General features: G+C 68.3%; 9 protein-coding genes. 5 read left to right on the top strand and 4 right to left on the bottom strand.

Translation table 11 applies throughout. From position 1 onward, the window contains the following. Window positions 1-4: 4 nt before the first annotated feature. Both OG555_RS29245 and OG555_RS29240 read right to left on the bottom strand, forming a co-directional pair. Window positions 5-1,264, bottom strand: a complete 1,260-nt coding sequence (locus OG555_RS29245) for an extracellular solute-binding protein (RefSeq protein WP_329475762.1) — start codon at window positions 1,262-1,264, stop codon at window positions 5-7. After that, complete coding sequence (locus OG555_RS29240) at window positions 1,261-2,502, bottom strand: hypothetical protein (RefSeq protein WP_329475760.1); 1,242 nt, start codon at window positions 2,500-2,502, stop codon at window positions 1,261-1,263. Before OG555_RS29240 ends, OG555_RS29245 begins: the two co-directional genes overlap by 4 nt. Before the next feature lie 101 nt (window positions 2,503-2,603). On the opposite strand from OG555_RS29240, the gene OG555_RS29235 reads away from it, so the two are divergent. Then, a complete protein-coding gene (locus OG555_RS29235; protein WP_329475759.1) occupies window positions 2,604-4,325 on the top strand; it encodes a glycoside hydrolase family 36 protein in 1,722 nt (573 codons plus the stop codon). 14 nt (window positions 4,326-4,339) lie between these two features. Next, entirely contained in the window at window positions 4,340-5,341 is a 1,002-nt protein-coding gene (locus OG555_RS29230) for a LacI family DNA-binding transcriptional regulator (RefSeq protein ID WP_329475758.1), read from the top strand. On the opposite strand, the gene OG555_RS29225 is transcribed toward OG555_RS29230, so the two are convergent. Continuing rightward, window positions 5,290-6,519, bottom strand: coding sequence for an MFS transporter (locus tag OG555_RS29225; protein WP_329475757.1), 1,230 nt, complete (start codon window positions 6,517-6,519; stop codon window positions 5,290-5,292). The two genes, OG555_RS29230 and OG555_RS29225, sit on opposite strands and share 52 nt — an antisense overlap. A gap of 67 nt (window positions 6,520-6,586) precedes the next feature. Here OG555_RS29225 and OG555_RS29220 point away from each other — a divergent pair, with 67 nt between their 5' ends. The 3 genes from OG555_RS29220 to OG555_RS29210 all read left to right on the top strand — a co-directional run bounded on the left by OG555_RS29220 (window position 6,587) and on the right by OG555_RS29210 (window position 9,303). Further along, window positions 6,587-7,564 carry a DUF5937 family protein gene (locus tag OG555_RS29220; RefSeq protein WP_329475756.1) on the top strand — a complete coding sequence of 326 codons (978 nt, stop codon included), beginning with the start codon at window positions 6,587-6,589 and terminating at the stop codon, window positions 7,562-7,564. A gap of 107 nt (window positions 7,565-7,671) precedes the next feature. Beyond that, on the top strand, window positions 7,672-8,265 hold the full coding sequence (locus OG555_RS29215) for a hypothetical protein (protein WP_329475755.1): 594 nt from the start codon (window positions 7,672-7,674) through the stop codon (window positions 8,263-8,265). A 45-nt stretch (window positions 8,266-8,310) separates the two neighbouring features. After that, entirely contained in the window at window positions 8,311-9,303 is a 993-nt protein-coding gene (locus OG555_RS29210) for an EamA family transporter (RefSeq protein ID WP_329475754.1), read from the top strand. Window positions 9,304-10,108: 805 nt separating this feature from the next. Here the strand turns inward: OG555_RS29210 and OG555_RS29205 are convergent. Next, window positions 10,109-11,260: an alanine--tRNA ligase-related protein gene (locus OG555_RS29205; RefSeq protein WP_329475753.1), complete on the bottom strand. Its 1,152-nt coding sequence runs from the start codon at window positions 11,258-11,260 to the stop codon at window positions 10,109-10,111. Window positions 11,261-11,278 lie beyond the last annotated feature (18 nt).

Genomic DNA, 11,278 nt, shown 5'->3' with positions numbered 1-11,278 from the left:
TACCTCACTGCTTGAGCGACTGGGTGCACTTGGCGGCCAGTTGCGGCAGGATCTTGGCGACGTCGTCCTTGCCGGTACCGAGCGGGGTGTAGCTCGTCATGCCCTTCTCCGCGTCACCGGAGATCTGCGCTTCCTTGGCGACCGACGGGCCGACGATGCCGCTCTTCAGCGCGGTGGTGAACGCGGCCAGGTTGCGATCGGCCGGCAGCACCTTCTCGAGCGTCGGCGTCGACGCCGCGATGATCGGTACGCCGAGCGCCGTGTTGCCCTGGATCAGCTGGTCCTGAGCGACCTGCTGCGTGCTGGCGAACTCGACGAACTTCTTCGCTGTCTCGAGTTGCTTGCCGGACGCGTTCTTCGCGATCCCGAGCCCGTCCACCTCCATCGGGAATCCCTTGCCGGGCACGGGCACCAGGGTCCAGTTCGGCTTGCTGATCTTGGCGAAGTCGGCGACCGTCCAGGGACCGAAGTCACTGAAGGTGGCCAGCCGTCCGGCCGCGAACCACTGCGCCTGGTCCTGGCCCTGGATGTCCACCGAGGTCGGCGCCGAGCGGTCCTTCTGCAGGTCGACGACGTACTGCGCGGTCTGCACGCCGGTCTCGTCGCCGAACGTGCACTCGGTCCCGTCGGCGTTGTAGTAGCCACCACCGGCGGCCGTCAGCCAGCCGCGGTACCAAAGATTGCTGGAGCCGTAGACGCGGGCCCTGCCGTCGCCGTGCGACAGCTTCGCGGCGATCGTCTTGAACTCGTCCAGCGTCAGCGGGGTCGTTGCGCTAGGCAACGGTACGCCGGCGGCCCTGAACGCGTCGGTGTTGACCGCCATCACCTTGGGCTTCGCGGCGAACGGCATCGCGTAGTACTTGCCCTGGAACTGCAGCGCGGACGAGATGTTCGGCTGCACGTACTTGCCGGGGTCAACGGTCTGCTCGGCGAAGCTCGGCGCGAACCCGGCCAGGCTGGTGTTGCTGATCTCCATCACGGTCGACTGGGTGCCGGCCGCGATCGATGTCTGCAGCTTCTGCTCGTAGTCGGCCTGGATCCAGTTCGTGGTCACCTTCGTGCCGGGGTTGGCCTTCTCGAAGGCCGCGGCGATCGCCTTGAGCGACGCGGCCTCGGAATTCGTTCCCCAGAAGGAGAAGCTGATGGTGGCGGAGTCCCCGGAGGTGTTGCCGGCGTTGTTGCCGGCGGGCTGGTTGCCGGTGGCGCAGCCTGCCGCCAGCAGGACGGCGGCGACCACAGGGATGAGGCGGTTGGGTTGCTTCATGAGGGGTCCTTCGGCTGGGTGCTGACCCGGGCGGTCCGACCGGGTTCGAGGATGCGGTTGGTGCTTCCTGGGCCGACCGTCACCGTCAGCGGCCCCGGTCCGCTGTGCACGGTGACTTCGGTCGCGTGCCGGCCTTCCTGGCTGATCCGGAGATCCCAGCCGCCGACCCGGACGTGGTCGGCGGTCAGCCGGCCGATGGCGGCCGGCAGATGGGATTCGATGGTCAACGTCGCCGACGCCGCGTCCGGCCGCAGCCCGAGCAGTCCGGCGACGAGGTGCTCGACGACGGTGAAGGAGATCTCCGGGTAGTCGTCCCGGCTGTCGATGAGATGCTTCGTCCAGCGCCAGGCGGATTCGTCGCGACCGTGCTTGAAGAACACGGCCGGGAGGTAGCTGAACGACTCGATGTTCAACGGCGGGTGAGACTCCATCCGGGCTTCGATGTAGTCGAGGAGCCGCTCGTTGCGTTCCCCGGTGCCGCTGAGCCCGAACAGCGGGACCAGGTCGTGCGACTCCAGGCCCCACCCGTAGTCGAACCCGTCCTTGGTCCGCCCCCGAGCGAACTGGTCGCCGTTCCACCAGTCGTTCAGGTACGTCGCCTGGATCCGCTCGGCCTCGGCGTCCCGGCCGAGCTTGCGGAGTACGGCGTACTGGAGTGCCATGCCGTCGCCCGCGACGATGAGCGGCGCCTCCCGCTCGTTGTAGGTGGCGGTGCCGAGGAAGATGTCGCCGGTCCCACCTGCCTCGGGGACGCCGTCGCCGTCGGCGTCATGGGCCTCGATGAACTCGCCGACGCTGTGCCGGTAGTACGCCGCCAGGTCGGGGTCGTCGAGCCATCGGCGGTCGCCGGTCCAGTCGTACTGTTCCAGCGCCCGGAAGCTGAGGTCGAACACCGCGGGGATCTCCCGGACGAAGTGCTCGTTGTGGTGGTAGTCGAGCGCGGCGATCCGCCCGTCGAAGTGGAACGCCCAGATCGGGAACCACTTCCGGGCCGGCGTCGCCGAACGCGCGAAGTACCGGAACATCGCGAAGTTCTCCGCGTCCAGCCCGAGCAGATGCGCACCGGTGGCCTGGTGGCAGACGTCGCGCGAGTAGAACATCGGCCGGGACGGATACCCGGCCCAGTACGACGGCAGGTTGCCGGGCCCGGCGTCCGTCTGGACCCAGTCCAGCGCCCGCTTGCGGGCCCAGGCGAAGGCGTCCTCGACGAGCGGGTTGTCGGAGCTCACAGCCAGCACGGGCACTCCTCGATGAATCCGATATTAGCGCTAAAACTAGAGACCTGGACCAATTCGGTCAATACCTTCTGGCGATCTGGTTTTACCGCTATAGTCCCAGCGTGACGACTTTCGAGATCTGGTCGCCCGACGGCCGCACACACCGCACCGGCACGATCGACGGCACCGCCACGGTGACCGAGCGGCCGGCCGTCGAGCCGGGTGTGCTGCGGTACGACGTGGCCGCCGACGGCCCGGTGACGCTGCGGTGGACCTGGCCGGCCGAGACCGCGGTGACACTGTGGCGCGCCACGCAGGGCTCGCGTCGCGAGCTGCCGATCGACTGGGGTTCGCACCGCGATGTCCGGTCGGTCCGGTCCGCGCCGGTCGCGGCCCTCGTCGACGCGCAGGACCGCAGCTTGTCGACAATCTCCTTGTCGGCAAGTGTCCGCGGCTGCGACTTCGCCGTCGGCGTGAACGAGGAGACCGCCGAGCAGCTGATCGAGCTCACCGTGGACGACGTCGAAGCCCGGCGCTTCACCCTGCGGATCGACCTTCGTGAGCTGCACTTCGCCGAGGCGCTCCGGGGCGTGACCACGGAGTGGACTACCGAGCTCGGCGACCGGATCGCGCCCGTGCCGTCGGTGGCACGGGAGGCGATGTACTCCACCTGGTACAGCGACCACCAGCACGTCTCGGCCGAGTCCGTCGAACGGCACGCCCGCGCGGGAGCGTCGTACGGCTGTGCTGCGGTGATCGTCGACGACGGCTGGCAGACCGACGACACCGCCCGCGGGTACGCGTACTGCGGTGATTGGGAGCCGACCAGCCGGACGTTCCCCGACATGGCCTCGCACGTCCGCCGGGTGCACGAGCTCGGATTGCGTTACGTGCTGTGGATCGCGCCGCCGCTGATCGGCGTGCACTCGAAGGCCTGGGATCGGTTGAAGGATCGCATTCTCGGCTTCGCGGACGGTGAGGTCACAGCGGTGCTGGATCCGCGCTACCCCGAGGTGCGCGAGCACCTCCTGGAGAGCTGCATCCGGCCGGTGCGGGACTGGGGTGCCGACGGGCTCAAGATCGACTTCATCGACTCGTGGGCGTGGTCTTCCCCGCCGCCGGCGCCGGATGCCGATTGCACCTCCGTCGACGAGGGTGTCGAGTTGCTGCTGCAGGCGATCACCACCGAGCTGCGGAAGTTGCGGCCGGATGTGCTGATCGAGTTCCGGCAGGACTATGTGAACCCGCGGCTGTGGCAGTTCGGCACGTTCCTGCGCGCCGGGGACTGCGCGATGGACCCGGTGGAGAACCGGGTGCGCACGATCGACAGCCGCTTGCTGGCCGGGGATCGCGCGGTGCACTCGGACATGCTGATGTGGCACCCGTCGGCGTCCGCGGAGAACGTCGCGCAGCAGTTCATCGGTGCGATGTTCAGTACGCCGCAGGTGTCGATGGAGCTCGATGCGATGTCGCCCGAGCACGAGCGCGTGGTGCGGTACTGGCTCGGCTTCCTGCGTGATCACGCCGATGTGTTGCTGGACGGCGTACTGGTGCCTTCGCGGCCGGATGCTCGGTACACGCAGGTCCGGGCTGTCGGTGCGGAGACTGTGGTGGCCGTTTTCACCAACCCTGTGGTGCGGGTGGCGGACACCGATCGGTCGATCGTGCTGGTGAACAGTGGCGCTTCGAGCCGGATCATCGTGGAAGATGCCGGACCTGGGCCGGTCGACCTCGTAGTGTCGGACTGCTCGGGCACGGAGGTGCATCGCGGGCGGACGACACCGCCGGAGGTGTGGGCGATCGACGTACCGATCGCCGGGGTGGCCCGGATCCAACGGGTCTGACAGAGGGGGCTGGATTGACGCAACAGAAGCCGCGGCGGACGACCGTCGCGGATGTGGCCCGGCGGGCCGGGGTGTCGGCGATGACGGTGTCGAACGTACTGAACGCGCCGCACCGGGTGGCCGAGCCGACGGTCCGGACCGTGCGCGCGGCGATCGAGGAGCTCGGGTACACCCCGAACCACGCGGCCCGGGCGTTGTCGTCCGGCCGCAGCCAGGTGATCGGATTGCCGCTCTACCTCGAGGACGACGCGTTCAGCGAGCAGAACCCGGGCCTGGGTGGGTTCCTGCACGGTCTGCTCGGTGGCCTGGTGAAGGCCGCGGCGGTGTCCGGGTACGGCGTGCACGTCACGACGCCGACCGAGGGTGCGACGGAGATCGCGCTGTACGAGAAGCTGATCGCCGCCCGGCAGGTCGACGCGATCGTCGTCCTGGAGACGATGCCGCGGGACGAGCGGATCGAGTTCCTCAGCCAGCGGCGGTTCCCGTTCGTTGCGTTCGGGCGGACCGGGCCGCAGCATCGGCAGTGCTGGGTCGACGTGGACAACGAGACCTCGATGGCGGGGATCGCGCAGCACCTGCGGTCGACCGGACGCTCGCGCGCGGTCTACCTGGCGACCGACAGTGCGTTGCCGTGGGTGCATCAGCGCCAGGCCGGGTTCCTGCAGGAATTCCCGTCGGCGCTCGTGCGATCGTTCCGGTCGCTCGAGGCAGTCGCGTCGTACGTCGAGGAAGCCGATCAGCCGGATGTCTTCGTGGCGGACAACGACGCGTACGCCGTGGTCGCGATGCGGGCGTTGCAGCGACGCGGGATCACGGTCGGCGAGGATGTCGCGGTCACCGGGTTCAACGACTTCCCCTTCGCGAGCATGCTCGACACGCCACTGACAACAGCGCGGATCCCGTTGCGGGACATCGCATCGTGCCTGTTCGACCGCGCGCTCCAGGAGATCAGCGGCGACGTCGATCAGCCCGGCCGGCTGGTCACCGCTCCCCTGGTAGTCCGCTCGAGTGCCTGACGGGCGATCAGGAGTGTGGTCGCCGTACCGAGGATGCCGGCCGCGGCGATGGTGAGGTTCGGGGCGAGGAAGGTGCCGACGACGCCGGCCAGGGCGATGCTGACGCCTTGGATCGCCATCAGGCCACTGGTCTGGACGGTGAAGAGCCGGCCGCGGTACGACGGGTCGACCGCCTGCAGGATCAACGGATCGACGCCCTGGTTGAACGCGTAACCGGCGCCGGAGACCGCGAGCAGGACGGCCGCGACCGGGATGGACGGGGTGAAGAAGAAGGCGATCGCCGGGAGCTGCGTCATCAGCAGGAGTGGAACGACGAGCCGTCGCCGCGTGGAAGGGGGAAACCGCGCGGCGACGAACTCGCCGAGTACTGTGCCGGTCGCGTAGCCGGTGAAGAGCGCACCGGCGGCCGCCGCGACCGTACCGGCCTGGGCTGTGTAGGCGACCGCCAGACCGTCGGGGACCGAGGAGAACGCCGGCGCCACCCAGGTCAGCAGGATCAGACGGCGAAGCCGTTTGGTGGTGAACAGGTAGCGCAGCCCGTCCCAGGAGTCACGGACCGTATTGCGCCGCCGCTCACCGGCCGGGGTGTACGGCGTACCCACGCCGATCAGTACGGCGGACGCGACGAAGGACACCACGTCGAGCGCAAGCAACCGGGTGGGCCCGATCGCCGCCACCGCGACCGCCCCCAGCGCGAACCCGGTCAGCACCGTCACCTGACTGATTGCCCGAAGCAACGACCTCCCGATCGGGAACAGGTCACCGGGCAGCAGCTGCGCGAGACTCGCGGCCCGCGCGCCGGCGAAGACCGGCGCGATGATCCCGGTCGCCAGCAGCAGCCCGAGCAGCGCCGCCACCGGAAGTCCGGGGATCAGCATGACGCCGATCCACAACCCGCTGAGCAGGTCACAGCCGACCAGCACCCGCCGTGCCGGGAACCGGTCCGCGATCGACGAGAGCAGGATTCCACCCAGCGCGTACGGCAAGAACGAACACACCAGCACCAGGGCCGAAAGCAACGGCGACCCGGTCCGCTCGAACACCAGAATCGACAACGCGACCTGGGCGGCCACCGTCCCGAGCATCGACACCGTGTGGGCGAGGAAGATGGCGGGCATGCCGGGAACGCGCAGGACGCCTCGATAGCCGGGGTTGGGTGTCACAACAGTCGCGCTCACGTCGCGAGCGTGCCCGACCGGGACGGCGCGGGCGTAGAGTTTTGGTTGTGGCCGAAAGTTCGTTGCGATGACGGTACTGCGCTTCACCCAGGGCGACGCGTTGCGCTGCCGGTTCGGGGCTTCGCCGTTGTGGGAGACGATGTCGGCGGTGCGCGTGCTGAACGGCTCGAAGCATCAGCCGCTGTACGCGGGCTGGGTGGAGACGAAGCGCGAAGCCGCGGCCGGGCTCGATCTTCGCGGCCTGAAGGCGTTGCAGCCCCGCGTCGGGTTCACGCCGGACTTCCTGACTCCACCGCCGAAGGCTTCGCGGGCCAAGTTCACGACCGAGATCGCCCGGGTCCGCAGTACGCCGCTCGAGCGGGTGCGGACCGAGCTGATCCGCTCACGCGACGAGCTCAGCAACCCCGCCGCACCGGCGATCAACCGGATGCTGCAGGACCTGGCCGGCACCCGGGAACGACTCGCGGACGAGATCGAGAGCGCGTGGATCACCTTGATCCAGCCCGACTGGCCGCTCATCAGCCGCGTCCTCGAGGACGACATCGCGTACCGCGGTCAGCAGCTCACCGACGGCGGCTTGGCCGCGCTCTTCGACGACCTGCACCCGACACTCACCTGGGAGGACGACCGCCTGATCGCCACCCGGTACCGCTCGGAAGACCGTGATCTCACCGGGCAGGGCCTGCTCCTCGCCCCCGGCGTCTTCGCATGGCCCTACCTCGTCATCGTCGTCGACCCGAGCTACCAACCCACTCTGGTCTACCCAGCCCGCGGCGCAGCCCGCCTCTGGTCCGATGCACCCGCTCCCCCGGATCCGCTGGCCCGCCTCCTCGGCCGCACCCGCGCAACCCTCTTGGTCGCACTCGACCCACCGGCAACCACCAGTGCGCTCTCCACTCAGTACGGGTTGGCCTTGGCCACGGTCGCCGAACACCTCTCCGCCCTGTACGACGCGGGTCTCGCCACTCGGCGTCGTACGGGACATCAGGTGCACTATCGCCGTACGGAGGTCGGACAAGCCGTCATCGACGCCTCCGTCGGTTAACCAGGTTTCGGGGTCAGAATGCTGGGGTGAATAAGGAGCCGAAACCCGCTGCCGGACCGAGCAGTCGTCATACGCGGCGGTGGCCGGCGTCGCTGGCGGTGTTAGCGGTGCTGATCCTGCAACTGCTCGTGCCGACGCAGATCAATCTGCTGCCGCAATGGCTCATGCCCATCATCGGTGCGCTGCTCCTGCTGCCGCTGGTGTGGACGAACCCGTTCCACCTTCGCCGGGACGAGCCCTGGCTGCGCTGGGTGGAACTCGTGCTGGTCGCGATCCTGGTCCTCGTCAACGCGCTGTACCTGGCCGGCCTGATCGCCTTCCTCAACTCCGGCGAGGCGACCAACGGCAAAGTGCTGGTGAAGGGCGCTGTGGTGATCTGGGTGACGAACTTCGTCGCCTTCGCGGTCTGGTACTGGGAGATCGACCGCGGTGGCCCGTTCGCGCGGGCGCCCGAACACGAGCGCCAGATGGAGCGGGCGGACCTGCTGTTCCCGCAGATGACGGTCGACCTTCCCGGGTGGGAACACTGGCTGCCCGGGTTCACCGACTACCTGTTCGTCTCGTTCACGGCCGCGACCGCGTTCAGCCCGACCGACACGATGCCACTGAGCGCGCGGACGAAGACACTGATGGGGATCCAGTCGTCGATCGCGCTCCTCACCCTCGCGGTGATCGCGGCCCGCGCGATCAACGTCCTCTGAGATCTGTCTCGACAGGGATGTAATGGGCATGAGACTGTTATGCCCATGTACAGCACGAAGTCGGTGGGGTTGGGGTTCGCGGTGTTCTCCGCGATCACATTCGGTGGGTCGGGGCCGTTCGCCAAGGCCCTCATCGGGGCCGGTTTCACGCCTGAGCAGGCGGCCTGGTTACGCATCCTCGGCGCCGCCGCGCTGCTTGTCCCGCTCGTGCTGACCTTCCGTGGTGCGGCGGGACTCCGCGCGGCTCGATCGTCCTGGAAGCCCCTCGTGCTGTACGGGCTGACCGGGATCGCCGGGTGTCAGACCCTGTTCTTCATCGCGGCCAGCCGGTTGCCGGTAGGCGTCGCGCTGATGCTGGAGTTCTCCGGACCGGTGCTGGTGGTCGCGTGGCTGAAGTTCGGCCAGAAGGTCGCCGTACCGCGGTCCGCCGCACTCGGTGTCGGCATCGCGCTGATCGGTCTCGCCACGGTGGTCGAGATCTGGTCCGGGCTGCAGCTCGACGCGGTCGGCCTGCTCGCCGGACTCGGTGCGGCCGCGTGCCAGGCGACGTACTTCATCCTGATCGACAAGCTGACGGGTGCCGCGGATCCGCTGGTGATGACCGCGGCCGGGAGTGTGGTCGGTGCCGTGCTGCTGACCCTGATCTCCGCGCCCTGGGGGATCCCGTGGCACACGCTGGTCGACACCATCGCGATCGGCCACCGGCACGCTCCCGGCTGGGTGCTGGCCGGCTGGCTGATCGTCGTCAGCACGGTCGTCGCCTACCTGGCCGGTGCCGCCGCGATCCAGCGGCTGTCGGCCGCCATCGGCGGAGCAGTCGCGTACGTCGAGGTCGTCGCGGCGAGCATCTTCGCGCTGATCCTGCTCGGCGAGACGTTGAGCACCAACCAGATCATCGGCGGCGCGATCGTCCTGGTCGGGGCGTTCGTGGCCCAGTCGTCGGTCGGGAAGGTCGTGCCTCCGGAGATCCCGGACTCCGATCCTGATCCCGACACCCCGGACCCCCGCACCGCCGACCTCGACCCGGCCCGCATCTGACCACCCGCCCCTCCTCCATTTGAGGGGTTATCAACTCGAGTTGCGCCTTCTCCCCTGGTGTACGAGCGGAGAAGGCACAGCGGCAGGGGATAACTGGGTCTCCTGCTCAATGTGTGGGTGGTGGCCGACGTGTCACGTCCTCGTCGGAGGCCGGATCCGTTGACCTGAGACAGCTTGTGGTGGGCGGGGATCTGCAATACCAGGTCCCCGCCCACCACGTCCTGCGTGAGACCCCCGGGCCGACAGCGGGATCGTCGCGACCTCGGACAGGTACCAGGGACCGCGGACACGGCACAACCTGTCCGACGACCCCAAATGGTGTCCCCAGTCCCGCAGATCCGCACCAATCCCACCGTCAACCCCACGAACCCGCCCGGCTCCCGCTCCGCCGTGCCCCACCCCGGCTCCCGCTCCGCCGTGCCCCGCCCGGTTCCCGTTCCGCCGTGCCTCGCGGTGCGGTCGGTTGGGTGCGGTCGCAGGCTGATGGGGCGCAGCTGGAGGCTGGGATGTGCAAGGTCATTAGGAGGTGTCGGCCCCAGCCCCGGCCGGACCAGCCGATCTCAGGCGTGAATGCCTCGCCCGAACGGCACCCTGGACCGACACCACCTGTCGAGCTGCACACCGGCCAGCCTGGCTCACCTCGCCCACACATCCAGCAGAACAGCCGGATAACCCCTCCAACTGAGCGTTCTCCCCTCGCATACCAGGGGAGAAGGCACCGCTTCAGGGGATATCCGGATAACCCCTCAAATCACCCCACATCTCAAATCACCCACACATCGAGCGGAAGAGCCCTGAAATGGCGTTATCGCAGCGAGTCGACGAGCTCCCGGGGCAACCCGTGGGTCTCGTGCAGGTACTCGTAGTCGGTGTCGTCGAGGGACTTGTGGAACCGCTCGTGGCTGAGCACCTTGCGGCCCCGATCGAGCAGGTCGCTGAACCGGATCTCCTCGTCGATCAGGATCCGGCGGACCAGCGTGACCGTCTCGCCCTGGTGGAAGTGGTTCAGCGTGTGCTCGAACAGCTCCAGCGGCAGGTCGGACAGCGACCGGGACTCGTCGCCGCGCCACAGGATCGTCAGCACCCGGCGGATCAGCCGGCGCAGCACGTAGCCACGGCCGGTGTTCGACGGGTGCACGCCGTCGCCGACGATCACGATGCTCGAGCGCAGGTGGTCGATGACGATCCGCTGCGACTCCTCGTCCAGCTGCCACAGCTTCGGGACGATCCGCAGCCACGGCTCGAACAGCGAGGTCTCGTACACCGAGTCCTTGCCCTCCAGCAGCATGGTGAGCCGCTCGAGGCCGAGACCGGTGTCGATGTTCTGCTGCTGCAGCGGTTCGAGCGAGCCGTCGTCGAGCCGGCGGTAGCGCATCATCACGTGGTTCCACACCTCGACCCAGCGCTTGTCGGTGCTCGGCGTACCCTCCGGCTCGCCGTCACCGGTCCAGACGAACATCTCCGAGTCGGGGCCGCACGGACCGGTCGGGCCGTTCGACCACCAGTTGTCCTCGGTGGTCCGCTCGATCGGTACACCCAGCTCCTGCCAGGTCGTGACTGACTCCTCGTCCAGCGGCACCTGTTCGTCGCCGCCGAACACGGTCACGTACAGCTTCCCGTGGTCGATGCCGAAGCCGCCGGTCAGCAGCTCGTAGCCCCAGCGCAGCGTCTGGCTGCTCCCGTAGTCCCCGAGCGACCACGAGCCCAGCATCTCGAACACGGTCAGGTGGGTCGGATCCCCCACCTCGTCGAGATCGGTCGTGCGCAAGCATCGCTGGATGCCCACGAGTCTGCGCCCCAGGGGATGGGGTTCCCCTTCCAGGTACGGCGTCAGTGGATGCATCCCCGAGGTCGTGAAGAGCACCGGATCACCGAGCCGCGGGATGAGCGTGGAACCCGTCGTCGGGATGTGACCGCGGTCGAGGAAGAAGTCGATGAAAGTCCTGCTGATGGTCATGGTTCTGGTCCTTGTCTT

The organism is Kribbella sp. NBC_01484 (assembly GCF_036227145.1).
In the GTDB taxonomy this organism is placed as follows: domain Bacteria; phylum Actinomycetota; class Actinomycetes; order Propionibacteriales; family Kribbellaceae; genus Kribbella.
Note: the sequence above shows the minus strand (reverse complement) of the source record. Positions and strands in the feature narration are given on the sequence as shown.